Origin of the sequence: Deinococcus sp. QL22 (genome assembly GCF_023370075.1) — a bacterium.
GTDB lineage: Bacteria > Deinococcota > Deinococci > Deinococcales > Deinococcaceae > Deinococcus.
This window is the reverse complement of the sequence record NZ_CP097149.1, coordinates 2,282,651-2,303,232: the sequence shown is the minus strand read 5'-3', so window position 1 is coordinate 2,303,232 and position 20,582 is coordinate 2,282,651. Positions and strand designations below refer to the sequence as shown.

The 20,582-nt window shown below is 62.8% G+C and carries 26 protein-coding genes and 1 tRNA gene; 14 read left to right on the top strand and 13 right to left on the bottom strand.

The window, feature by feature from the left end:
* Positions 1 to 14: 14 nt before the first annotated feature.
* Together M1R55_RS11690 and M1R55_RS11685 are read left to right on the top strand one after the other, a co-directional pair.
* Positions 15 to 380 carry a hypothetical protein gene (locus tag M1R55_RS11690; protein ID WP_249391937.1) on the top strand — a complete coding sequence of 122 codons (366 nt, stop codon included), beginning with the start codon at positions 15 to 17 and terminating at the stop codon, positions 378 to 380.
* Positions 381 to 427: 47 nt separating this feature from the next.
* A complete protein-coding gene (locus M1R55_RS11685) occupies positions 428 to 1,342 on the top strand; it encodes a rhodanese-related sulfurtransferase (RefSeq protein ID WP_249391936.1) in 915 nt (304 codons plus the stop codon).
* A gap of 105 nt (positions 1,343 to 1,447) precedes the next feature.
* Here the strand turns inward: M1R55_RS11685 and M1R55_RS11680 are convergent, their stop codons facing one another.
* The gene (locus M1R55_RS11680) at positions 1,448 to 1,906 is read right to left on the bottom strand and encodes an Hsp20/alpha crystallin family protein (RefSeq protein WP_249391935.1); all 459 of its coding nucleotides are present in this window, start codon (positions 1,904 to 1,906) and stop codon (positions 1,448 to 1,450) included.
* 376 nt (positions 1,907 to 2,282) lie between these two features.
* Here M1R55_RS11680 and pyrR point away from each other — a divergent pair, with 376 nt between their 5' ends.
* The 7 genes from pyrR to M1R55_RS11645 all read left to right on the top strand — a co-directional run bounded on the left by pyrR (position 2,283) and on the right by M1R55_RS11645 (position 8,678).
* Entirely contained in the window at positions 2,283 to 2,837 is a 555-nt protein-coding gene (pyrR, locus tag M1R55_RS11675) for a bifunctional pyr operon transcriptional regulator/uracil phosphoribosyltransferase PyrR (protein WP_249391934.1), read from the top strand.
* Positions 2,834 to 3,760, top strand: coding sequence for an aspartate carbamoyltransferase catalytic subunit (locus M1R55_RS11670; RefSeq protein ID WP_249394197.1), 927 nt, complete (start codon positions 2,834 to 2,836; stop codon positions 3,758 to 3,760). Before pyrR ends, M1R55_RS11670 begins: the two co-directional genes overlap by 4 nt.
* The gene (locus tag M1R55_RS11665; protein WP_249391933.1) at positions 3,747 to 4,223 is read left to right on the top strand and encodes a hypothetical protein; all 477 of its coding nucleotides are present in this window, start codon (positions 3,747 to 3,749) and stop codon (positions 4,221 to 4,223) included. The genes M1R55_RS11670 and M1R55_RS11665 overlap by 14 nt, the downstream gene beginning before the upstream one ends.
* Positions 4,224 to 4,240: 17 nt before the next feature.
* On the top strand, positions 4,241 to 5,506 hold the full coding sequence (locus M1R55_RS11660; protein WP_249391932.1) for a dihydroorotase: 1,266 nt from the start codon (positions 4,241 to 4,243) through the stop codon (positions 5,504 to 5,506).
* A 291-nt stretch (positions 5,507 to 5,797) separates the two neighbouring features.
* Positions 5,798 to 6,964 carry an ATP phosphoribosyltransferase regulatory subunit gene (locus M1R55_RS11655; protein ID WP_249391931.1) on the top strand — a complete coding sequence of 389 codons (1,167 nt, stop codon included), beginning with the start codon at positions 5,798 to 5,800 and terminating at the stop codon, positions 6,962 to 6,964.
* Positions 6,961 to 7,608: an ATP phosphoribosyltransferase gene (gene hisG / locus M1R55_RS11650; protein ID WP_249391930.1), complete on the top strand. Its 648-nt coding sequence runs from the start codon at positions 6,961 to 6,963 to the stop codon at positions 7,606 to 7,608. The genes M1R55_RS11655 and hisG overlap by 4 nt, the downstream gene beginning before the upstream one ends.
* 5 nt (positions 7,609 to 7,613) lie before the next feature.
* Positions 7,614 to 8,678, top strand: coding sequence for a phosphotransferase enzyme family protein (locus M1R55_RS11645; RefSeq protein ID WP_249391929.1), 1,065 nt, complete (start codon positions 7,614 to 7,616; stop codon positions 8,676 to 8,678).
* Positions 8,679 to 8,920: 242 nt separating this feature from the next.
* Here M1R55_RS11645 and M1R55_RS11640 read toward each other — a convergent pair whose 3' ends face one another.
* Positions 8,921 to 10,138, bottom strand: coding sequence for a MalY/PatB family protein (locus M1R55_RS11640; protein ID WP_249391928.1), 1,218 nt, complete (start codon positions 10,136 to 10,138; stop codon positions 8,921 to 8,923).
* A 69-nt stretch (positions 10,139 to 10,207) separates the two neighbouring features.
* On the opposite strand from M1R55_RS11640, the gene M1R55_RS11635 reads away from it, so the two are divergent.
* Genes M1R55_RS11635 through M1R55_RS11625 form a run of 3 tightly spaced genes read left to right on the top strand, consistent with a single transcriptional unit; the run spans position 10,208 to position 11,966 of the window.
* Positions 10,208 to 10,918, top strand: a complete 711-nt coding sequence (locus M1R55_RS11635) for a 5'-methylthioadenosine/adenosylhomocysteine nucleosidase (protein ID WP_249391927.1) — start codon at positions 10,208 to 10,210, stop codon at positions 10,916 to 10,918.
* Between the two features lie 5 nt (positions 10,919 to 10,923).
* The gene (locus M1R55_RS11630) at positions 10,924 to 11,313 is read left to right on the top strand and encodes a CidA/LrgA family protein (protein ID WP_249391926.1); all 390 of its coding nucleotides are present in this window, start codon (positions 10,924 to 10,926) and stop codon (positions 11,311 to 11,313) included.
* Positions 11,310 to 11,966: an LrgB family protein gene (locus M1R55_RS11625; RefSeq protein ID WP_249391925.1), complete on the top strand. Its 657-nt coding sequence runs from the start codon at positions 11,310 to 11,312 to the stop codon at positions 11,964 to 11,966. Before M1R55_RS11630 ends, M1R55_RS11625 begins: the two co-directional genes overlap by 4 nt.
* A 12-nt stretch (positions 11,967 to 11,978) precedes the next feature.
* Here the strand turns inward: M1R55_RS11625 and M1R55_RS11620 are convergent, their stop codons facing one another.
* The 3 genes from M1R55_RS11620 to recX all read right to left on the bottom strand — a co-directional run bounded on the left by M1R55_RS11620 (position 11,979) and on the right by recX (position 13,722).
* A complete protein-coding gene (locus M1R55_RS11620) occupies positions 11,979 to 12,707 on the bottom strand; it encodes a metallophosphoesterase (RefSeq protein WP_249391924.1) in 729 nt (242 codons plus the stop codon).
* A gap of 119 nt (positions 12,708 to 12,826) precedes the next feature.
* A tRNA-Pro gene (locus tag M1R55_RS11615) sits at positions 12,827 to 12,903 on the bottom strand.
* Positions 12,904 to 13,143: 240 nt separating this feature from the next.
* Entirely contained in the window at positions 13,144 to 13,722 is a 579-nt protein-coding gene (gene recX / locus M1R55_RS11610; RefSeq protein ID WP_249391923.1) for a RecX family transcriptional regulator, read from the bottom strand.
* A gap of 230 nt (positions 13,723 to 13,952) precedes the next feature.
* On the opposite strand from recX, the gene rpsT reads away from it, so the two are divergent.
* Complete coding sequence (gene rpsT / locus M1R55_RS11605) at positions 13,953 to 14,234, top strand: 30S ribosomal protein S20 (RefSeq protein WP_136365122.1); 282 nt, start codon at positions 13,953 to 13,955, stop codon at positions 14,232 to 14,234.
* 95 nt (positions 14,235 to 14,329) lie between these two features.
* On the opposite strand, the gene M1R55_RS11600 is transcribed toward rpsT, so the two are convergent.
* From M1R55_RS11600 to M1R55_RS11575, 6 genes are all read right to left on the bottom strand, one after another.
* Positions 14,330 to 14,794 (bottom strand): hypothetical protein, encoded by a 465-nt coding sequence (locus M1R55_RS11600; RefSeq protein ID WP_249391922.1) that lies wholly within the window; start codon positions 14,792 to 14,794, stop codon positions 14,330 to 14,332.
* A 68-nt stretch (positions 14,795 to 14,862) separates the two neighbouring features.
* A complete protein-coding gene (locus M1R55_RS11595; protein WP_249391921.1) occupies positions 14,863 to 15,492 on the bottom strand; it encodes a GNAT family N-acetyltransferase in 630 nt (209 codons plus the stop codon).
* Positions 15,493 to 15,680: 188 nt separating this feature from the next.
* On the bottom strand, positions 15,681 to 16,277 hold the full coding sequence (gene recR, locus M1R55_RS11590; RefSeq protein WP_064015164.1) for a recombination mediator RecR: 597 nt from the start codon (positions 16,275 to 16,277) through the stop codon (positions 15,681 to 15,683).
* Between the two features lie 31 nt (positions 16,278 to 16,308).
* Positions 16,309 to 16,599, bottom strand: coding sequence for a YbaB/EbfC family nucleoid-associated protein (locus M1R55_RS11585; protein WP_064015165.1), 291 nt, complete (start codon positions 16,597 to 16,599; stop codon positions 16,309 to 16,311).
* Positions 16,600 to 16,615: 16 nt separating this feature from the next.
* Complete coding sequence (locus M1R55_RS11580; RefSeq protein ID WP_249391920.1) at positions 16,616 to 18,025, bottom strand: recombinase family protein; 1,410 nt, start codon at positions 18,023 to 18,025, stop codon at positions 16,616 to 16,618.
* A 10-nt stretch (positions 18,026 to 18,035) separates the two neighbouring features.
* Entirely contained in the window at positions 18,036 to 18,566 is a 531-nt protein-coding gene (locus M1R55_RS11575) for a DUF4274 domain-containing protein (RefSeq protein ID WP_249391919.1), read from the bottom strand.
* 135 nt (positions 18,567 to 18,701) lie between these two features.
* On the opposite strand from M1R55_RS11575, the gene M1R55_RS11570 reads away from it, so the two are divergent.
* The gene (locus tag M1R55_RS11570; protein WP_249391918.1) at positions 18,702 to 19,184 is read left to right on the top strand and encodes an Appr-1-p processing protein; all 483 of its coding nucleotides are present in this window, start codon (positions 18,702 to 18,704) and stop codon (positions 19,182 to 19,184) included.
* 56 nt (positions 19,185 to 19,240) lie between these two features.
* Here the strand turns inward: M1R55_RS11570 and M1R55_RS11565 are convergent, their stop codons facing one another.
* Both M1R55_RS11565 and M1R55_RS11560 read right to left on the bottom strand, forming a co-directional pair.
* Positions 19,241 to 19,855, bottom strand: a complete 615-nt coding sequence (locus M1R55_RS11565; RefSeq protein WP_249391917.1) for a hypothetical protein — start codon at positions 19,853 to 19,855, stop codon at positions 19,241 to 19,243.
* Between the two features lie 177 nt (positions 19,856 to 20,032).
* Entirely contained in the window at positions 20,033 to 20,467 is a 435-nt protein-coding gene (locus tag M1R55_RS11560; protein WP_249391916.1) for a hypothetical protein, read from the bottom strand.
* Positions 20,468 to 20,582 lie beyond the last annotated feature (115 nt).

The window sequence follows — 20,582 nt, the reverse complement described above, 5'->3', positions numbered from 1 at the left end:
CCTATGCTCTGGGCATGGCCGGAAAACAGATGGCTTTCTTGCTGCTGCTCACCTTGCTTGCTTTGGTGCTTGTTGACCCACTGTCGCCCTTGTTGCGCGGCGAACCGTTCAAGACCGTCTACCTGACCATTCCATTTTTCATGGTCTGGCTGGCCCGAACCGCCTTCAAAGGACAATTATGGGCGCGGGTCGTCTTTGTGGGGCTGTCGCTGCCTTACGCCATCGTTCATGTCATGCAGTTCCAAAGTAGTACCGAAACAGTCGGGGGCAATGGCGTTTCCTTAGCGGTAGCTCTGCTCTATGTGGCCTGTTCGGCGGCCCTATTCCTGATTCCGCAAGTCAAGGTCTATTTTGCCTTTGCCAAAGCGCAGCAACCGTAAAGCGCCCGCCTTTGCCCCGGCCCCCACCGCTTATACTGCCGCCCGTAATGGCCGCGATTGCCCCTGTAATAAACCCATCTGAACTCCAGCCCGCTTGGATCGTGGCCGCCCTCTACCAGTTCCGCGCTGTGCCGGACGCTGCCGCCCTGCGTGAGCATCTGCTGGAAATCGCCAGTCGCCTGAGCTTATGCGGCACGCTGATCGTTGCGCCCGAAGGCATCAACGGCACGCTGGCCGGATCGCGGGAAGCGGTGAGCGAGTGGCACACGGCCCTGATCGCCGCCGGGTTTACAGGGATGGAATATAAGGAATCAGCCAGCGCCGAGCAGCCCTTCAAACGCCTGAAAGTGCGGCTGAAACGCGAAATCGTGACGATGGGTGTACCCGTGACGCCGCCCGAAGAAGCGGGGCGATACGTGACGCCCACCGAGTGGAACGCTCTGCTGCAAGACCCGGATGTGCTGGTAATCGACACGCGCAACCGCTACGAGGTCAAGGCAGGCACCTTTCAGGGCGCAGTGAACCCCGAAATAGACAGCTTCCGCGAGTTTCCGGCGTGGGCCGACGAGCAGTTGCGGGGGCAGGAAGGCAAACGGATCGCCATGTTCTGCACGGGCGGGATTCGCTGCGAAAAAAGCACCAGTCTGCTGCGTCAGCGCGGCTTTACCGACGTGCTGCACTTGCAGGGCGGCATTCTTGGGTATCTGGAACACGTGCAGAGTGACCAGAGCCTCTGGAACGGCGAATGCTTTGTCTTTGATGGCCGCGTGACGGTGAGGCACGGCCTGGAGGTCGGCGGGGGCGAAATGTGCCACAGCTGCGGCTGGCCTCTGACGGCAGAAGAAACGCAGCACGCCCACTTTGAACGCGGCGTGAGCTGCGAGCATTGCCACGCCCAGACCACGGACAAGCAAAAGCAGCAGTTTCGGGATCGGCAGCGGCAGATGGACGAGCGAGTGTAGGGAATGAGGATCGGAGTTGAGCTGCTTCTACGGTTCACACTCCCCGATCCAATAAAAAAAGCCTGCCCACACCGTTATAGATGTGGGCAGGCTCTTGAACTGAGCTTACGCGCTAGGGGCGTCTACCGTCTTGGGCGCGGCTTCCAACTGCCCACCTGTGCGAACCGTCACCGTGCGCTTCTGGGCGGCCTCGCTGCGGGGCACACGCAGGGTCAGCGTACCGTTCTGGTAGTCGGCTTCCACCTTGGTCAGGTCGTATTTGGCGGGCACGCTGAAGGTGCGGGCCAATACGCCGTGTGCGCGTTCTACACGGTGTGCAGTGCGGCCTTCGCGGCGGCTGTAGCTGCGCTCGGCCTGCACGGTCAGGGTCTGGTTCTCGGCCTCAATCTGAATGGCGTCGGCCTGCACACCGGGCAAATCGAGGGTCAGTTCCAGTCCGGTTTCGTCCTCATGCACGTCGACCGGGGGGGCGAGGCGGGCGGGGGCGGTGCTGGCCGCGCCAAAGGCACGATCCATACGCTGGGTCAATTCTTCGATGTCACGGAAGGGATCAAATCGCATCACTCTTGTACCTCCTGAAATTGGTCGCGCTGGCCACCGCTTTCATGGCTCTGCGCTGATGTACGTATAGTATTCCTTGAGTGCTATCATGTCAAGTTTAGTGCAGCTTTAGCGGAAGGTAATTTTTCCGGAAGGCGGCGCGGCAGTCAGATCTCGCCGAGCTGCTAAACTCTCCTGCGGAAGAGGGGTCAACCCTGACCTGATCCACCCAGAATCACAGTCACCTTTCTCTGCGATCCCGTGAGGTCGCGCCCGCCCTGTGAGGCAGGAGAGGAGTTCATATGAATGCACGCCTTACATCTGTACCCCAAACACGCCGACAGCCCGCGCTGGACGGTCTTTTTTTTGTCTCGTTGACCCAGATCAGGCGGAGTAACCGATGATGCCCAAAGCCACCATCCTGACTGCCGACGAGGTGCGCCGCGCCATGACGCGCATTGCCCATGAGATCGTGGAGCGCAACAAGGGCGCGGAGAATCTGGCCCTGATCGGCGTACATACGCGGGGAATTCCGCTGGCTGCACGGCTGGCCGCCAAGCTGGAAGAACTGGAAGGCGTCGCCATTCCCACTGGAATGCTGGACATCACCCTGTACCGCGATGACCTCTCCGAGATTTCGCACCAACCTGTGATTAGGGAGACGCATGTGCCGTTTGATCTGGCCCGCCGCCGCGTGATTCTGGTAGACGACGTGCTGTACACGGGCCGTACCGTTCGCGCCGCGCTGGACGCCCTGATAGACCTGGGCCGCCCGGAAGGAATTCAGTTGGCTGTTCTGGTAGACCGGGGCCACCGCGAATTGCCGATTCGGGCCGATTACGTGGGCAAAAACCTTCCTACCGCCAAGTCGGAACTGGTGAAGGTGAAGTTGCTGGAGACGGATGGCCTAGACCTTGTGGAGTTGTGGGACCTAAACGGGACGGCAGAACAGTGACCGCCCGCCCCCGCCACCTGCTGGACTTTGAAGGCTGGACGCCCGAACGCCTGAGCGCCCTGCTGGACAACGCCGACACCATGAATCAGGTGCTGGAAAGGCCCGTCAAGAAGGTTCCGGCGCTGCAAGGCCTGACCGTCTGCACGGCGTTTTTTGAAAATTCCACCCGCACCCGCATCAGCTTCGAGCTGGCCGCCCGCCGCATGAGTGCCGATGTGGTCAGCTTTGCCGCCGGAAACAGCAGCGTCAGCAAGGGCGAAAGCCTGCGCGACACCATCGAGGTGCTGACGGCCTACAAGGTGGACGCCTACATCGTGCGCCACGCCGCTGCCGGGGCCGCGCATCTGGTGGCCCGCTACAGCGGCAAACCCGTGATCAACGCGGGGGATGGCCGCCGTGCCCACCCCACGCAAGCTCTGCTGGACGCCTACACCGTGCGGCAGGAATACGGCTCGTTGGAAGGCAAAACAGTGGCCATTATCGGGGATATTCGCCATTCGCGGGTGGCCCGCTCCAACGCTGAATTGTTGCCCAAGCTGGGCGCAAAAGTCGTTCTGTGCGGCCCCGCAACGCTGCTTCCGGCTGATCTGGCCGCCCTGCCCGGAGTCACACTGACCACCAACCCGCGTGAGGCAGTGCGCGGCGCACACGCGGTCATGGCCCTGCGCCTGCAAAGCGAGCGCATGAGCGGCGGCTACCTTGGCAGTTTGCAGGAATACGCCGACGTATATCAGGTGAACGAGCGCCTGCTGGCAGAGGCCGAAGCGGGCGCCATCGTGCTGCATCCGGGGCCGATGAACCGTGACCTGGAAATCAGCGCCGACACCGCCGACAGCGCCAGAAGCCGCGTGCTGAAGCAGGTTGAGAACGGGCAGGCAGTACGGATGAGTGTGCTGTATCACCTGCTGGTTGGGCGCGAGTAATTTGATAGATCAAGAAGTTCAGAAATTATCTGATCTGATCATTGAAGTTTACAAAGAGGCAGAGCAGTTTTCCTTGATGCACGCAGCTTCTTTACATGGCCTGCCCAATCAAGAAATCAGAGAAAGAAGAATAGATGCAAGCCACCAGCCGATGATTTCCAGAGCACAAACAGTTCATTTTCCTATCTTCTCAATTCCCATTCCAGAACTATTCACCAGTGACGATGCGGCAGCCATTCATGCTCAACATCGCCCAATGTTTTCCGAATATCTGTCCATTTTTCAGAACCAACTAGGAACGCCTAACACACTGACTTTGAATGAGCAACTATGGGAAGACATAGAACCTCAACTCAAAGAATCTGCTGAGTGGCGCGACGGAAATAACTCAATGAGTTTAACGATCTCGGTTGACAGACTAGAACAAGTGTGCAGCATTTCAGCTTTGATCCAATCCTCGTAGAACCAATGGGAGTCCCAATGACCCTAACAATCATCAATATCCGCCGTCCAAATTCCAATACGTTGGAATCCATCACCCTAGAAAACGGCCTGATTAAAGGCTGGAACTTGCCCGCTGAGGGCGAACTCATAGACGGCAAGGGCGGGACGCTTGCGCCTGCGCTGATCGAATTGCACGCGCATCTGCGGGAGCCGGGGCAAACGGAAAAAGAAGACCTCGCGTCGGGCCTCGCGGCGGCTGCGGCGGGCGGCTACGGCACGGTGGTGTCTATGCCCAACACGTCGCCTGTGGTGGATGACCCCGCCATCGTGCGCTCACTGATCGAGAAGGCCAACCGCCTCGGCTTTGCGCGGCTGCGGCCTGCGGCGGCCCTGACGAGGGGGCAAGCGGGCGAAACGCTGGCCGAACTGACCTTTTTGCAGGAAGCGGGCGCGGCCATGTTTACCGACGATGGCCGCACCAACGAGGACGCACGGGTGCTGCGGCTGGGGCTGGAATATGCAGGCAGCCTCGGCATGGTGGTCAGCGTACACGCCGAAGACGCCAGCCTGCGGGCCGACGGCGTGATGAACGAGGGCGCAGTCAGCGAGGCGTTGGGTCTGCCCGGCAACCCGGCAGCGGCAGAAGCGGCGCGGGTGGCGCGGGACATAGAAATCGTGGCAGGCTTGCAGGCACAGGACCGCCCCGTGCGCCTGCACGTTCAACACCTCTCCACGGCGCGGGCGCTGGACTTGGTGCGGGAAGCCAAACGGCGCGGCCTGCCCGTGACCTGCGAGGTTTGCCCCCACCACCTGACCCTCACCGACGAGGCGCTGCGTTCCTTCGATTCCATCTACAAAGTGGCCCCTCCCCTGCGAACTCAGGCCGATGCCGAACACCTGCTGAGGGGTCTGCTGGACGGCAGCGTGGACTGCATCGCCACCGACCATGCGCCCCATACCCGCGCCGAAAAGGAACGCGATCTGCTGACCGCGCCGTCTGGAATTGCCTACATAGAACTGGCCTTTCCACTGATGTGGACGCGGTTTGGAGAGGTGCTGGGGCTGGAGCGCCTGCTTGACCTGATGACGCAGGCCCCCGCCCGCGTCATGGGCTGGCCCGAACCCTCGCTGGAAGCAGGCGCCCCCGCCGACCTGACCGTGTTCGACTTGGAAACCGAGCGCACCGTGAACCCGGCTGAGTTCAAGAGCAAAGCCAAATTCACGCCGTGGGCAGGCGAAAGCCTTCGCGGGTGGCCGACGCTGACGGTGGTGGGCGGGGCGGTGGCGTACAGGCGGGAGTGAGTTCGAGGCGGCAGGACGTCTAAGGGTCGAGGGTCTGAGGAAGACTGAAAGAGCAATCGCTTCGCTCACTCACCCCATCTGCTCCGCAGCTCTGCGGGCCCCAGCCTCCCCCCCTCTCCTACGGAGCTTTGCAAGCCAAGGGTGAGGAGCTTAAACTCAGTTCTTTGCATCTGCTGTTCGCTCTCGCCCCTTGTGGAGAGGGGCGCTGAGCATCAGCGGGGCGAGGGGACAGTTCAGCGGCGAACCCGCCCCACCCCCTTAGACCCGCCCCCCGCCCGCTATCATGCCCCGGTGAGTTCTCCCGTCCGTTCGCCTGCCCCGCCCCGCGCCGCTGCCATTCCCGAAGGCACGCGGGATGTGTTGCCGCCCGAATGGGCACAGCGCGAGCATTTGCGGGCGCGACTCGTCGAGGTCTTCGGCGCTTGGGGGTACCGGGGCGTCGAGCTTCCGGCCCTCGAATACGCCAGCGCAGACCACCCGCAAGATGCGCGGGCCTTCAAGCTGATCGATTCGGGCGGGCAAGTCTTGGCCCTCCGCAGCGAATTCACCACCGCGATGGGGCGGCTGGTGCGTTCCCGTTTTCCAGCGGGGCCATTCCCATTGCGCCTGCACTACGGCGGGCGGCTGTGGCTGCGGGCACTGACCAGCGAACTGGGGCGGCTGCGCGAGTTCTATCAGGTGGGCGTGGAACTGATCGGCGTGGCGACTCCGCAGGCCGACGCCGAACTGCTGCACTTGGCGGCGGCGGCGCTGGGGGCGGTGGGCGTTTCGGCTCAGCTAGAGGTGGGTTATCCGGGCTTCGTGGACGCCGTGCTGGAAGACGCGGGCCTGCACGGAGAGGCGCGGGACGCCCTGCACGACGCCATTGACCGCAAAAGTGGCGCAGATGTAGACCTGCTGGCGCGGCGAGACGGCCTCAGCGCGGAGGTGACGCGCACGCTGCACGCCCTGACTGATCTGTACGGCGGCGCGGAAGTGCTGGACACCGCTGGGGGCTTGGCTCAGGGCGAGCGGGCAAGGGACGCGGTGGCGCACCTTCGCACGGTAGCGGCCCTCTACAGCGGCCCCCTGCTGTTCGATCTGGGCGTCAGTCGGCGTTACGGCTACTACACGGGCATCACCTTTCGGGCCTACGCCGACGGCCTGAATCAGCCCGTGTTGGGCGGTGGACGGTACGCGCTGGAAGGCGGGCTGCCCGGTGCAGGCTTCGCGGTGGGGCTGGAACGCCTGACCGGGGTGCTGGCCCCCACGCTGCCGCCCGAACCCGAAGTGGTGCTGGCACTGGATTTGGCGGGCGCAACGTTGGCCCGCGCCGCTGGCCTCACGGCAGAGCTGGCGTGGACGGACGACAGGGCGGAACTACAGGCCTTCTGTGTGGCACGGGGGATTAAACGCATGGTGCAGGGCAACACTTTTTCTGATGTAGACAGTTCCGGTAGCAATGGGGGAGGCGCATGACCCCCGCCCCCACGCGCACGCCCGATCACCTCACGCTGGCGCTCCCCAAAGGCCGCATTCTGGAAGAAGCCCTCGTGCTGCTGGCCCGCGCTGGCCTGCCCCTGACCATGCCCGAAAAATCGCGTGCTCTGCGCCACGAATTTCCCGGCGTGACCCTGCTGGAACTGCGGAATCAGGATGTGCCCGTGTATGTAGATTTGGGCGTGGCCGACGTAGGCATCGTGGGCAAAGACGTGCTGATCGAGTCAGGCCGCGCCGTCTATGAACCTGTAGATCTCCGTTTCGCTGCCTGCCGTCTCTCGCTGATCCGCGAAATCGGGGCCAGCGGAACCATCGGGCGGGTGGGCACCAAGTACCCGCGTGCCGCCCGCGCCTACCTGAACGCGCAGGGCATTCCCGCCGAAATTGTGAAACTGAGCGGCAACATAGAACTGGCTGCCCTGACCGGATTGGCCGACGCCGTGATCGATTTGGTGCAGACGGGCGGCACCCTACGGGCCAACAACCTGGAAGAAGTGGACGTGCTGTTCGAATCGAGCGCAAGGTTGGTGGTGAACCGCGCAGCCCTGAAACTGCGGCGAGAGCGGCTGCGCCCGCTGATAGAACGGCTGCGCGCACTGGTAGCTGCCGACACGGTGGGGTAAAGCCTATGAACTGGCAAGCCGCCCTGAGCTGCCTCACGCCCGATCTGGTGGCCGCCGGAGCCGAACGCTGGGGCGCGGGCAACGTGCGCCCGGTGAATCTGGGGTTCAATCACGTGTACCGGGGCACCACCGCCGCCGGAGACATCGCCCTACGCTTCACCCATTCCAGCCTGCGTAACCCCGACGCCCTGCGCCCGCCGCTGGACTTCCTGCGCCATGCGTACACGGCAGGAGCGGGTGTTTGCCCACCACTTCCCAGCCTTGTCGGAAACTGGGTAGAGGCTTTGCCAGACGGCTTTCTGGTCACGGCCATCGGCTGGATAGACGGCCCCCGCGTGTCGGACTTGCCGCCGACGCCCGCGCTGTACCGGGCATTCGGGCAGGCCATTGGAGAACTGCACGTGGCTGGGCGCAACTTTCAGCCCACCCCCTGCACACCGAACATGCTTGACCCATCCCTCGCTGGGGTATTCCCGTCATGGCGCTTTTTCTGGCACCGTGCCGCGCCACACGCTGCCAAGCACCCTGATCTGGCTCGCCATTTTGCCCGCCTGACCCCCTTGGTGGATGAATGGGGCGGCCCGGCTGGATGCTGGCCTGACCCAGCCGATCCTGAACAAAGCTGGAGTGAGGGCTACGGCCTCACGCACGGCGATCTGCGGCCCGGGAATGCCATCTGGGACGGCAGGCGCGTGGTCATCATCGATTTTGACGAACCTGTGTTCGGCCCGCTGGCAACCGATCTGGCCCGCGCTCAGCTGGAATTGCCCACTGACCTGTTGACCACGCTGGGGCCGCATCTGCTGGACGGATACCGCCGAGTCTGCTCGATTAACACTGACTGGGAAGGCCGATTGCCGATACTCACACAATGCCGAGCCGCCTTGATGGCCGCGTGGACGATAAGCGACACAGACAGTGCGGCAGAAATAGAAGCGTTGGTAACAGCGCCAAAAGACAGTGACGACTCTGGTGCGTTAGTGAGTTTTGGGGCGTTGGTGGGGCTGTTGAATGAGCAAGAGGAGAGTGAGGGCAATTCACCCCCTCCCAGCCTCCCCCCTCAAGGGTGAGGAGCCAACACCACACCGCCACCTCAACACGGCCCCGCCCAAATCCCTATGAGGCGCCAAGGTGCGTGCAACGCGCGGGCTAATCCCAGTTCAAAGACAACTGGCAATTCCGCTTTAGATGAACAAACAAGCCGAGCCTGAATGCGACAAGATCAATCCTGCCGAGCGCTGCGGATAACTCCCCTGACCCCTTGGGTGCGGGAGTTGGGGAAAGGCCTGGGGGCAGACCAAAACCCATACTTTTATTCCACCGCCCCGCCTAACACCCCCGCCATCCGCTCCAATGCCTCGGCTAACAGCGCACGGCTGGTGGCAAAGTTGACCCGAATAAACCCCTGATATTCGGCCTTTTGCGGATCGGGCGCGAACACGGGGCCGTTGTGAATGGCAACACGCGCCTCTTCCAGCAAAAGCTGCTGAATGTTGCCCGCCTGCGGATGAGAGCGCACATCCAGCCACGCGAGGTAGGTGCTCTCGACTGTATAGGACTTGATATACGGCAAGTGCTCGGCCAAAAACGCCTGCAAAAAGTCGCGGTTGCCCCGCAGATAGGCCACCGTTTCGGCCAGCCAGGGGCCGCCTTCTTGCAAGGCTGCCTGCCACATGGTGATGCTCAGGGCGCTGGGATGTCCCATCAGGCCGCCCACCGCTGTTTTCAGGCGCTTGATCAGGGCCGGGTCGTGGCTGAGCATGGCCCCGATGCCCAGTCCCGCCGTGTTAAACGCCTTGCACGGCCCCGTCAGAGTGACCGTGCGGCCCCGCACACGCGGATCGGCAGCAAACGATTCAAATGGAGCCTTGGCAAAACGGAGATCGGCGTGCAGTTCATCCGAACACACATAGAGGTTGTGGCGCAGAGCAAAGTCGCGCAGTTTGCCCAGTTCTTCGGCGTCCCACACACGCCCGGTGGGGTTGTGGGGGTGGCACAGCAGCATCAGGCGCGTGGACGGCGTGACCGCCCCCTCCAACGCTTCCCAATCGATTTCCCAGCGGATGCCCGAGTCGGTGAGGGCGGCGGCCTGCACCACGCGGCGCTGATCATTGATGCTCATGTGAAAGGGGTGATACACGGGCAGCATGGTCAGCACGCCGTCGCCGGGAGTGGTGAGCGCGTGTACGGCAGCAAAAATTCCCGGTACGACTCCCGGCAGCAGCGCCACTCCTTCGGTGGGCAGGTCGGTCAGCCCTTGTGTGGCGGCCTTTTCCTGAATCAGACGGGTCAGGAGTGGATCGCCCATCAGTTGCGGATAACCCAGACCGCGTGTCAGACGGTCTTGCAGGGCAGACAGGATGGCGGAGGCCACCGGGTAGTCCATGTCGGCAATCCACATCGGAATGACGTCCTCGTCGTACAACATCCATTTCAGAGAATCGGGGTGGCGCAGCGCGGCAGGATCGAGTTGGCTGTGGGCGTCGGCAGCTTCTGGTGCGGACACTTCAGGCGAATGCAGGCCAGTCATAGGGCGAGCATACGCCGCCGCACCGCTGGGGCATAGGGTCGGCGGCGCGGCTCCTGTAGACTGCCCGCTATGTTGGCGATCATGGGCGCGATGGACGAAGAAATCGAGTTGTTGCTGGCCGACTTGCAGGCCCACGAAACGCTGACCTTCTCAGGGTTGACACTGGCGGGTGTGACCCTGCACCGGGGCACTCTGGACGGCGTACCTGTGCTGCTCACTCGCGGCGGCATCGGTAAGGTCAATGCGGCCCTGACCACGGCTTATCTGCTGATGCAGGGCGCCACAAAAGTTATTTTTACGGGCGTGGCGGGCGGCGTACACCCCGAACTGCGGGTCGGAGACATCGTGGTCAGCACCGATTGCGTACAGCACGATGTAGATGTGGCTGCCCTGGGCTACGAACTGGGCACAGTACCGGGCGAGTTGCCCGCCTGGCCCGCCGACGAGCAGTTGCGAACCATTGCCCTAGAGGCGGCACGCGATGTGGACGGCGTGCGCGTGCTGGACGGAAGAATTGCCAGTGGCGACCAGTTTATCGCCTCGCGGGAAGGCGTGCAGCGACTCTGGACGCTGTTCGGGGCCGCCTGCGCCGAGATGGAAGGCGCGGCAGTGGCGCAGGTGTGCAGCAAGGCGGGCGTGCCGTTCGTGATTATTCGTAGTGTCAGCGACACCGCCGACCACGATGCCAACGTGGATTACCGCACCTTTATGCCGCTGGTGGCCCGCCACGCCAAACAGGTCGTGCGCGGAATGCTGGCCCGCCTGACGCTGCAAGCCTGAGCCGGATGCCTTCCCAGACCGCTGCCCTGACGCCGCCGCTGCGCGTGGTGTTGGGGCTGGGCATTCTGGTCGGTTTTGCGGCACTCGGAGAAGGACTGATCAGGCTGCTGCATCTGCCCCTGCCGGGATCGGTGGTGGGCATGGTGATGTTATGGGCCGCGCTGAGCCTGCGTCTGGTACGCCTCTACTGGATAGAACCTGCCGCCAATGGGCTATTGGGCATCCTGGGGCTGCTGTTCGTCCCGGCCACCGTGGGAGCCATTCAATTTCTGGGAGCAGGGGCCGCGTGGGGGCTGTGGCTGCTGGTCATGCTGGCGGGACTGCTGCTGGGGGCAGGCGTAGCCGGACTGCTGGCAGCGAGGCTGGTGCGGGCAGATGGTGATGGCCCAAGATGATCTGGCTGGCCCTGACCCTGCTGGCCTTTGCACTGGGCACCGTGCTGCAGGTGCGCCTGAGGTCGCCGCTGCTGAATCCGACGCTGCTGGCAACCGTGCTGCTGGGCGGCCTACTGCTGCTCACGCGCACACCCTACGAAACGTACACGCGGGCCACAGAACCCATCTCTGCATTCCTGGCCCCGGCGGTGGTGGCGTTGGCTGTGCCGCTGTACCGCTTGCGTGGGCTGCTGGCGCGGCAATGGCAGGCGCTGTTGCTGGGTGGAACGGCGGGCACACTGGTAGGCGTGGCCGTAGATACCCTGCTACCGCGTGTGCTGGGCTTAGGTCTGGATGCACAGCGGGCACTGGCAACGGCTCCGGCCACCAGCCCGGTTGCGCTGCAATTGGCACAGATCACGGGGGCGACTCCGGCACTGGCGGCAACCTTGGCGGTGTTGTCGGGCCTGCTGGGAGCGCTGGTCTTGCCCGCCTTCCTGACCCTGTTGGGCGTGCGGCATCCACTGGCACGCGGCATTGCGCTGGGAGCCGTAGCCCACGGCATCGGCACCGCTCGCGCCCGCGAGGAAAGCGAGTTGACTGGGGCCGCGAGCAGTATCGGCATGGGCCTCGCCGCCCTGGTGGTGACGCTGGTGGTGGCGGCGCGAGGATGACGCGCCGCAAGATCAGCCGAGTTGTTCTCCAGTCTCCACCGTTCCCGTATCCAGCAGCAGTTTGGGCCGAAACTTAAGCCCATCGGCGGCCACCAAATAGGCTGGAATGCCGTCTACCTGATGAATGGCCCGCTCCAGTGGAACGCCGTGCAGGTGGCCGTACACGATCAGATCGGGCCGCGCCGCCGCGATCACGTCGGTCAGGGGATTGGGTGGGTAGGGCGGTGAGGCGGGCGGGTAGTGCAGCATCATCAGGAAGTGATCGCCGGGTTGCCGTAGGGCCTGGGCAGCCTTCACGCTCAGGCTCAGGCGCTCGGCTTCACGGGTCAGCAGACGCTCGTCCTCGACATTCAGCGCCTCGTGTCCGGGCGTCGTCCAACCGCGTGAACCGCAGACCACCACGTTACCCACGCGGACGGCGTCGTTGACCACCGCCAGCATTCGGGGCGGCAACGCGGCACGCAGGCGGCTGGCTGTGGGCCACCAATAGTCGTGGTTGCCTCGCAGCAGCACCTTGGTTCCCGGCAGGCCCGCCACCACAGTCAGGTCGGTCATGGCGTCAGGCAGGCGCATGGCCCAAGACAGGTCGCCGGGCAGCAGCACCACGTCTTCCTCGCACACAAGTTCGCGCCAGTATGCCCAAATTGCGTCCGGGTGGCCCGCCCACTGCGGCCCAAACACCGTCATGGGTTTGGGAATCACGGTGGCAAGGTGCAGATCGGCAATGGCAAACACGCGCATAGGGGCACTCCGGCGGAAAGGGAAAGGCAGACTGAACACGGCAGCGGGCTACAGCATAACCGAAGGCGGAGGCAGGGCCGCACAAAAAAAACCTCCCAAAAGCAGGGAGGCTTCCGGCGTGGTCAGGGCGAGAGGATTCGAACCTCCGACCCCGTCGTCCCGAACGACGTGCGCTACCAGGCTGCGCTACGCCCCGATTCCACGGCCCGCCGCGCCAGTTGGGGCCGCTTTGGTGCAATCGGCAGTTTACGCGGGGCCGATTGGGGGTGTCAAGCACGCTGGCAACTTAGAAGAAACAGGCCAATTGGCTGACGGGGTGGGCGTTCACGCGCCGGAATGTCGAGGGGTCGGGCAGGGCGGTCTAAGGGTCTAAGGTTTCTACCGTTCTTAGACGCTTCGACCTTAGACCCTTAGACCGCTTCAATCGCAGCCGCCCTTATTCGTCATCGTCTATAAACTCCGGCTCCACTGCATCTTCATCGTCAATGTGCTCGGCGCTGACCTCGCGGATAGCGTTCCAGATAACAGAGCCGGGAAAGCCGCGCCGCGCCAAGAATCCGTAGGCGCTGGAACGCGGATCGCGCTTGCGGCTGAGGCTGGGCCAGCGGCGGCTGAGCAATTCGGTGGCCGACGTCTGCTCATCGTCGGGGTCGCGGGCCTGCATGGTTTCGTCTATCAGTGGGGCCGTCACGCCCCGGCGCTTGAGGGTCTGACGCACCCGGAAACCGCCGATGCCGCGCCGCGCTCCCTCGGCCTGCGCCACCTGTGCGTCGTCCTGATACCCCAGCTCCTGCACGCGCTCCAGCACCTGCTCGATTAGTGCTTCATCATCGCTGCGGCGTTGCAATTTGGCCCGCAATTCGGCGGCGGTCAGTGCCCTTGCCCCCAGCGCACGGAAGGCGTAGGCCAGCAGGTTATCGCGGGCTTCTTCGGGGGTGGGGACGCGGGCGGGTTTGGCAGGCCGTTCGCCCTCGAGATCAGGGCTGGGGCGTGGTTTTTTGGGCCGGAAGCTCACGCCGTGCAGTCTACCGCTTGACCCAATCCGCCATACCGGATACAGTAGCGAAGCTGCCCATTTTGCCTCTGATTCATTTCTAGGCAGTCTGGATAACCCCGGATCAGGCTCAACGCGGCCTGAGCGGGTGCGCCGAAGGCAACCGAAATTGCCCGGTGCGTCGAGTTCCCCAGCGTGGGAACCGCCCCGAATGCATCTAAGATGAATTTGGGAGAATAAGGAGAACGAACATGGCCCTACGTCATAAATCTGCCCAGAAACGCCACCGCCAGAGCCTGAAGCGCCGCATGCTGAACCGCAGCCGCAAGAGCACCATCAAAACCTTCGTGAAGAAGGCCGTGGAAGCCGCCCAGCAGAACGTGGCCGACGCCGCCGCCGTGCAGAGCAAGGCCGAGAGCCTGATCGACAAGGCCGCCAAGGGCAGCACCCTGCACAAGAACACCGCCGCCCGCAAGAAGAGCCGCCTCGCCAAAGCCATCAACAAGCTGAAGGCCGCAGCCGAGCAAGCCTAAGTAGCAAAATTTAAGCAGGGCCGACGCTTCAACGTGCGTCGGCCCTGCTTTTTGGTGTGACCTGTGCTTTGCTTTCCGGGCCTGAGCGTTCTGGCTCAGTCGGCCAGATACCGCAAAAACTCGCGCATGGCGTTGACACATGGGCTGCCCTCGAACTCGGCGCTGCTGCCCGTCACGGTACGGAGGATGCCGCTGTCGCTGAGGTACAGCTGGCTGATGCGGTAAGTGACGCCGCCCTGCTCGTAAGAGTACGACGCCAGAATGCTCCAGGCCCCGGCTCGGTCTACCGGTTGCGTGACCACCTCACGGACTTTGCGGGCGCTGAGTTTGGATTGCAGCTTGAACGCAAAAGCGCGGGCCTGATCCTGCGTCTTGAAGGTGGGGAAAGCCTGACCGTGTTTTTCCTCGCGCAGAAGGCACGCGCCCGCGCCGTCTACCCACTCGTTGGCGTTGCCCGCTACAGGTGTCCAGCCGGTCATGGGCACGATTAAGGCCTGCGCTGGGGCAAAACCAAACACAGCGGCGGTCAACAGGGCAGTAACAGGGGTGCGGGCAAGCATGGCCCTTTCAGGCTAACAGGTCGGTTATGACAAGCTTGGGATAGTTCTCATCAAATCTGAGGGTGAACTTAAGAGGCCGCCGCTGTCAGTCGCGCTTGCAGCCCTGCCTTCACGGTTTGCCATTCATCCTGCAAGATGCTGAATATCACGCTGTCACGGGCAAACCCGTCAGGGCGCACCTGATATTGGCGCAGCGTGCCTTCTTCCACCGCTCCCATCTTCCGCATTGCGGCGAGACTGCGGGCGTTGCGGGCATCGACCTTGAAATGCACCCGGTTGGCTCCCAACACCTCGAAGGCACGGGTCAGCAGCAACAGTTTGGATTCGGGATTGACCACGCCGCCGCGTGCGCCCGGCAGCAACATCGTGCCAATTTCCATCCAGCGGTCAGAGGTCTTGACCTCGCTGTAGCTGATGCGCCCCACCGCTTGCCCGCCCAGCAACACCGCCCAGTTGATGCGGTTGGGGAGGGCATTCAGCCGCGTAATATAGCTGGCCCACGCTTCGGCGGTGGCTTCTTCCGGGCCGCCCCGCGCCAACATCGCCACCGTATCGGCGTCGGCCCCCGAGTTCAGTGCTTCGGCGTGGGCTTCTGTCAGGGCTTCCAGGGTAATAAACCGGCCCGGCAGGGTAGGCACAAGCATCCAATCGGCGGGGGGAGCTGGGGCTGTAGGCAAAGAAACGGGCGTATCGCTCATGGGAAGAACGATACGCCGAGGTTGGGTGGAGATGGTCTAAGGGTCAAGGGCCGAAGGGTCTAAGCAGGGAAGAAACGTTGATTTTTGAGCGTTCTGGAGAGTTTTAGGCACTAAGCACCAGCAAACGAACCCACCCCAGCACCTTAGACCCTAGACCTTTAGACCCTTTGACCACGCCCCCTGAGACGCTACTTACTGACCCGCTGCCGCCCCGTCATGGCCCGGCCCAGCGTCACTTCGTCGGCATATTCCAGTGCGCCGCCCACCGGCAACCCGTAGGCGATCCGGCTCACCAGTGCGCCCAGAGGCTCCAGCAACCGCTGCAAATACAGCGCGGTGGCGTCGCCCTCCACGGTGGTTCCGGTGGCCAGAATCACTTCCATGCCTTCCGTCACACGCGGCAGCAGGGGCCGGATGTGCAGCTTATCGGGGCCGACGCCGTTCATAGGACTCAGAACGCCGTGCAGCACGTGATACAGCCCCCGGTATTCGCCGCTGCGCTCGATGGCGATCACGTCGCCGGGTTCCTCCACGACCGCAATCAGGTTCTGATCTCGGTTGGGGTCGCTGCACACGTCACAGCGGTCTGCGTCGGTGATATTGAAGCAGATCGGGCACACATGCAGGTCACGCTTGGCCGCCAACAACGACCCGGCCAGCCGCTCTATGTCTTCGCGGGGCTGCTCGAACAGGTGGAAGGCCAGCCGCTGGGCGCTCTTGGGGCCGATGCCCGGCAAGCGCGACAGCTCGCGAATCAGGGCCACGAGGGAAGGCGGGTATTTCATGCCTCTCCCCCACTAGCCGCCGGACGCCCGCTCAAAATCCGGGCAGGCCCAGCCCGCGTGTGGCGTCTTGCTGGAGGGCGTCGGCTTTGGCGGTGGCGTCCTGCATGGCCACCAGAATCAGGTCTTCGAGGGCTTCCACGTCGTCAGGGTCTACGGCTTCAGGCTTGATTTTCAGAGCCGTGATTTTGCCGTGGCCGCTCATGGTCACCGTGACCAGCCCGCTGGCCGTGCCCTCCACCGACTGCGCGGCGAGGTTGTCCTGAATCTTGGCGGCGGCGGCCTGCGCCTGCTGCATCTGCTTCATCAATTTCTTCATGTCCATAATCGTGTATCTCCTGTTAAGCGCGTGGGAGGTCTAACGCGGTCACTGAAACCGCCCCACCCGGTTCAACCGACAGTCTAACCCGGAGCGCCGTCAGCAACTCCCGCCGCCCTTCCGGTTCCAAGTGTGGCAGGCCTGCACTCAACCCCGCTGCAATGTCCCGCACTTCCGGCGTCAGAGCATCTTCAGGCACAGGCAAGGGCGCATCCTCCCGCGTCAGCCGCTCTTGTTCCAGTTGCAGCGGTTTCAAGGCCGCTTCCACCACATCATCCGGCAGACCGTAGCGCACGGCCCGCGAGAGGGTATCCGCCATCTCCTGAGCAATCTCGGCCAGGCGGCGCGAATGGTTGGACGGCGCGGGGGGCGCGTCAGTGAGCAGCGGGCGCAGCAGGTCAGGATCAGCCAGGGTTTGCGTAAAGGCCTCCCAACTTGCGGCCTCAATTTCACCGACTCGGTAGTTCTTCATATGGCTGCACTGAGGCACATGGGAGCACCGCAGGTACCGGTAGTAGCCGCCGTCTCTGGCCTGCCCCCGGCCACTGCCCTTGCTGAGGATGTAACTCATGGCCCCGCCACACGAGCCGCAGCGGGCCACTCCCGTCAACAGGTGGGGGCCAGTGGTCAGCCGCTCCCCTCGGCGGCGGTGTCTAATGGCGCCCTGCACCTGGTTCCACAACTCTGGTTCAACGATGGCCGGATAGGTGACGAGGTGGCCGTAGAACTGCGCCCGCCCGGTGTACCGCTCATTGCGGATCATGGCTGCCACCCCGCTGATCGTCCAGTCTTTCCCCTCAGCCGTCTTGAGGCCTTCGGCGTTCAGTTGGCGCATCGTCAGCGTGTTGCCGCCGTGCGTGGCGTACAACTCGAATACCCGCCTCACGACCCGTGCCGCCGCCTCGTCAATGACAGGGAGGGTGGAGATCCCCCGTTCGTCCCGAGCGAGCTTGTAGCCCCATGGGACGCGCCCCTGTGCCCAGTGGCCGAGTTGTGCCTTATCTCGTTTCCCGTCAGTGAGCTGCTTAACGATGTTGGTGTAATCGGATTCGGCATCCACCGCGTCTCTGAGGAATTCCTTCCAGTTGCGCGGCTGGCTGAGATTCCCGATGCCCGACACCCAGACCACGGCTCCTAACTTCTGCAGCTCGCGGGCAATGCCCACGATGATTTCCACATGCCGCGCCACCCGGTTCGAGGCAGAGAAAATGAAGTTCATGCCAGGATTCGCCCGCGCCAGGTCGTAGTAACTGTTGGAGTGTTGCCGTGCCCCCTTTGCGCCGCTGACCGACTCTTCTAGCCAGTGCGTGAGTGTCAGGCCTGCGTAGGCTGCCTCGCGCTCAATGTCCCGCCGTTGCCGCTCGGGGCCATGACGGTCTTCTTGCTGGTCAGTGGACACTCTTATGCAACTGACGGCCTGCTTGTCAACCATGGGTTGTCCTTCACTCGTCATCTTCGTCTTCTTCCTCATAGGACGCTTCCACCTGTGCGTAGATCTCCGGCGGCATCCCTTCGACCCAGTCTTCCGGCATATCCAAGACGCCCAGGTTGCTGCCAGGAATGGCCTGCTTCATGGCTTCTGGCACGTGGACGCCGCCCTCGTACTGGGTTGTCCAGTCGAGGCCGGGCTTGGTCAGACTTCCGATCGGGGTCGGGTCATTGCGCGGATTAAAACCGACTTCGGTGGTCTTATAAAACCCAGAGAGCAGGCGGTCTTGAATCGTGTGGAGAAAATCGTAGGTGTCTTTCCCGTGAGAGGGCACGTCGTCTCGGCTTTGGAATTGACCGGAGTAGCCTGCACCGGAGTACCAGAAGATGGCGAGCGCTGCGGCCTGTGGACATGCAGGCTGCTCGATCATCCAGTGGATCAGTTGCCCGTTGCCGTCGTAATTGGAGTCACAGGCGGCATACAGCCACGCCTGATCAGGAGCCGTCTTCAGGTACTCGGACATCAGTTCGGCGTACAGTTCCATGACCTCTACGGTACCGGGTGAGAGGCAGGGTGTTGCCTCAAGCGTGGATGCTGATGGGAGGGGCTGCGCCGACCTGGCTTTGCCGCGAGAGGAGAGCAGTTTCTGTGGTTGAACCATGCTGGATAGACTGACGATATGCCCCTTCACTATGTTTCCGGAGACGCCGTTCATCCAGTGGGAGCTGGGCAAAAACTTTTGGTGCATGTCTGTAATGACATCGGGGCGTGGGGTCGAGGCTTCGTTCTCCCCTTGGCTCAACGCTTTCCAGAGACCGCACGCCGATACAAGGCTTGGGCTTCTGGAGAGGAAGCCACGCCGTTTGCTCTCGGGCAGGTGCAATTTGTCGAGGTGCTGCCTGACTTGACCGTTGCAAATCTGATCGGGCAGCATGACATTGCTCGAAAGGGACAGCACCTGGCACAGCCACCAGTTCGGTATGAGGCGATCCGTGAAGGTCTCACCCGCGTGCGGAAAGAGGCTGAGCGGGTAGGTGCGTCGGTTCACATGCCCCGGATCGGGGCGGGCTTAGCTGGGGGAGACTGGGCCGTGATCGAGGCGATGATCAATGAAGAGCTTGTGGATCAAGGGTTGGACGTTACCGTCTATGATCTTGCCTGATCCTCTTGCAATAGCATGCCCTAGCGCACGCAACTTTGACCACCCCTACAGGCCCATCAGTTCACTCGGTACTCCGGATTGGCTTGCTTGGCAGGCCGCTGTCTCACCCACATCAGCGCGGCGAAACCCACTGCCAGGAGCAGCATGGCCAGCACCCCCCAGGGCCGGTAGATGTGGTTCTCGGTAAACAGCCACGCCCCCAACAACAGGCACCCTGCCCCAGGCAACAGCGCTCGACCCCTTAGTGGCCACAGCGCGGCTATGGTCAGCACGCAGGACAGCAGGAGGCCCATGTTTCCGATATCCCCCAGGGCATTGCCCTGCTGAAACAGCGTGGAAATGGCTGGAGCATCCCGGTCAACGCCTGAGCTCAGGAGTCGCCCGGTCGCGACGCCCGCCAGAAGATCGACCGCTGGGTAATACACGCCGTAGACGAAGGCGCCCAGTCGTGCGGCCCAGGGGAGCCAACCGCGAAGGTCAGACAGCAGCCACCACAGGTTCACGCCGATCAAGGGAAAGAGGGGAATCAGCCAGAGATGCAGCCTCGTCCAGTGGTGGACGGTACTGGTGGTCAAGTCGGTAGGATGGGTGAGGCCCAGCAGGGCCATCAGCAACGGGGCGAGCGCAATGCCCAGGACAGGCCAGTAGAGCAGGGAGCGGGGCGGTCTCATGCGTGTCCTCCAGATGAGGGGGAGAGCAGCGATTGGTGGCGGTGTGTGGGTGCATCGTCGTCTGTTGAGCACAGTCCGGGTTGGTGTTGCTCGCGTCCACACTTTCAGTGCGAGGTTATGCCGTTGTCAGCGCACGCAACTTTGACCACCTCAGCCCCACCACACGCCCCAGACGCATCATTGCTCAGACTGGAACAAGACAGCCTGCTCCGGCTCAAACAAATAAACCGACATCAGACCATCATCCTCAATGTCAAAAATGCTTGACGTGAACACCCTATTGGACTCCCAAGGTACGGCCATGCTCTTCCCATGCGCAGTGGCCATCCGTCGCCGTGCCCCCTCCAGCCCGTCGGAGAGCTGACCACACGTGACCCGTTCTCCATTCTCGGTGTAGACGGCCAACCGGTCTGCAGGAAACAGGGCGCTGCATTCGGTTTTTACTGCGTTGGTGTCAATCAAATACTGATCCGATGCTCTCTCGAAAGCGTCTTGAGTGGACGTGGCAGCAGCGGACACGGCTGGCAAGGTGGGCTGTACGGCAGCAGTCGGTTTGTCTTTGCAGCCGCTCAGCGACAGGGCAAGAGCAAATAGGACAACGGTAGTTTTCATTGCGAGTCTCCCTCAGTCATCCTGTTCCCCTCAGCCCCAGCCCACGCCCTTCAGTCATCGGCCACCACCAAGCCGATGTGCATCAATGGGAAAGTCCGGCACCTAAAGCACCCCT

Coding starts and splice junctions, on each gene's coding strand:
- M1R55_RS11690 (WP_249391937.1), top strand. CDS start 15: ATGGCCGGAAAACAGATGGCTTTCTTGCTGCTGCTCACCTTGCTTGCT.
- M1R55_RS11685 (WP_249391936.1), top strand. CDS start 428: ATGGCCGCGATTGCCCCTGTAATAAACCCATCTGAACTCCAGCCCGCT.
- pyrR (WP_249391934.1), top strand. CDS start 2,283: ATGATGCCCAAAGCCACCATCCTGACTGCCGACGAGGTGCGCCGCGCC.
- M1R55_RS11660 (WP_249391932.1), top strand. CDS start 4,241: ATGACCCTAACAATCATCAATATCCGCCGTCCAAATTCCAATACGTTG.
- hisG (WP_249391930.1), top strand. CDS start 6,961: ATGACCCCCGCCCCCACGCGCACGCCCGATCACCTCACGCTGGCGCTC.
- M1R55_RS11645 (WP_249391929.1), top strand. CDS start 7,614: ATGAACTGGCAAGCCGCCCTGAGCTGCCTCACGCCCGATCTGGTGGCC.
- M1R55_RS11640 (WP_249391928.1), bottom strand. CDS start 10,138: ATGACTGGCCTGCATTCGCCTGAAGTGTCCGCACCAGAAGCTGCCGAC.
- M1R55_RS11635 (WP_249391927.1), top strand. CDS start 10,208: ATGTTGGCGATCATGGGCGCGATGGACGAAGAAATCGAGTTGTTGCTG.
- M1R55_RS11630 (WP_249391926.1), top strand. CDS start 10,924: ATGCCTTCCCAGACCGCTGCCCTGACGCCGCCGCTGCGCGTGGTGTTG.
- M1R55_RS11625 (WP_249391925.1), top strand. CDS start 11,310: ATGATCTGGCTGGCCCTGACCCTGCTGGCCTTTGCACTGGGCACCGTG.
- M1R55_RS11620 (WP_249391924.1), bottom strand. CDS start 12,707: ATGCGCGTGTTTGCCATTGCCGATCTGCACCTTGCCACCGTGATTCCC.
- rpsT (WP_136365122.1), top strand. CDS start 13,953: ATGGCCCTACGTCATAAATCTGCCCAGAAACGCCACCGCCAGAGCCTG.
- M1R55_RS11600 (WP_249391922.1), bottom strand. CDS start 14,794: ATGCTTGCCCGCACCCCTGTTACTGCCCTGTTGACCGCCGCTGTGTTT.
- M1R55_RS11595 (WP_249391921.1), bottom strand. CDS start 15,492: ATGAGCGATACGCCCGTTTCTTTGCCTACAGCCCCAGCTCCCCCCGCC.
- recR (WP_064015164.1), bottom strand. CDS start 16,277: ATGAAATACCCGCCTTCCCTCGTGGCCCTGATTCGCGAGCTGTCGCGC.
- M1R55_RS11585 (WP_064015165.1), bottom strand. CDS start 16,599: ATGGACATGAAGAAATTGATGAAGCAGATGCAGCAGGCGCAGGCCGCC.
- M1R55_RS11580 (WP_249391920.1), bottom strand. CDS start 18,025: ATGGTTGACAAGCAGGCCGTCAGTTGCATAAGAGTGTCCACTGACCAG.
- M1R55_RS11575 (WP_249391919.1), bottom strand. CDS start 18,566: ATGGAACTGTACGCCGAACTGATGTCCGAGTACCTGAAGACGGCTCCT.
- M1R55_RS11570 (WP_249391918.1), top strand. CDS start 18,702: ATGCCCCTTCACTATGTTTCCGGAGACGCCGTTCATCCAGTGGGAGCT.
- M1R55_RS11565 (WP_249391917.1), bottom strand. CDS start 19,855: ATGAGACCGCCCCGCTCCCTGCTCTACTGGCCTGTCCTGGGCATTGCG.
- M1R55_RS11560 (WP_249391916.1), bottom strand. CDS start 20,467: ATGAAAACTACCGTTGTCCTATTTGCTCTTGCCCTGTCGCTGAGCGGC.